This window comes from Candidatus Symbiopectobacterium sp. NZEC135, assembly GCF_025962695.1.
Genome location: NZ_JAGFPF010000841.1, coordinates 1 through 896, shown reverse-complemented (window position 1 = coordinate 896; position 896 = coordinate 1). Strand labels below are relative to the sequence as shown.

Sequence of the window (896 nt, the reverse complement as noted above, 5' to 3'; positions counted from 1 at the left end):
ATAGATCTTTTAGTGACCACAACGCTACCCTCCCCAATAGGTTCTCCATGACCTTAGACATGACAATCCCGTTGCCCGTCGTCAGTCATCGATACGGTAGAGGAATGCCAAGGCGTTAACACACTTGACGAAGAGTCGTTTATAAACGAAAATGCACACCTATCAGATTGAGCACTATTTGACCGCCGCAGGGCAACGACGAGGCAAAGATGAAAAGAAGCAGACCCCATGACGAAGCAATGGCTACGCTCTACCGCAACGATCCTGCTCTGGCTCTTGAGGTAATCAATGATATTCTCAGCAACGGTGACCAACCGGAATTGTTAAGCGTTCTGCGCCAACTCACACAAGCGTTTGGCGGAGTGCAGAGCGTAGCCGAACAAGCACACCTTAATCCCACGCAGTTATATCGTACGCTATCGCCCAAAGGCAATCCGGCATTGAGCAGTCTGACCGCAATCCTCAAGGCCATGGGATTGCGTCTGGCCGTACAGCCACTGACTACGCCTGCTGCCAGCCGATAGTATGCCGCCTTACCCCTCTCGGGTGGCAGAGGTGAAGCGAGAAGGTTTAGCGATTCACGCTATATGCGGATATTCGCGCTCAATAAACAAAGCAAACGCCTCGCACATCGCACTATCGCCATCGCGGTTGTCTGCCAGCACGCGAGCACCGTCGACAATACGGATATGGGCGTTCAAATCGGCATCAGCCTCAGGTTGCGGATGCTGGGCGGCATGCTGGATAGCCGCTTGCGCCTGCTGCCACGCCTGCTCAACCGTCAAATTACAAGCCTGAGCCAGATAAGCCGGATTGAACCCTTCGCCTGTCAGACTGCGCAGCGTGTCATCATGGCTGACGCTGTTGCCAGGTCGCCAGTAATGCAGGGCCAGAAA

1 protein-coding gene and 1 pseudogene are annotated in these 896 nt (G+C 53.9%); one reads left to right on the top strand and one right to left on the bottom strand.

What is annotated here, in order from left to right:
• Window positions 1–209 precede the first annotated feature (209 nt).
• Entirely contained in the window at window positions 210–524 is a 315-nt protein-coding gene (locus J5224_RS30880; protein ID WP_264628834.1) for a DNA-binding protein, read from the top strand.
• 54 nt (window positions 525–578) lie between these two features.
• Here the strand turns inward: J5224_RS30880 and J5224_RS30875 are convergent.
• Window positions 579–896, bottom strand: a pseudogene (locus J5224_RS30875) (peptidase M3); the annotation flags it as partial.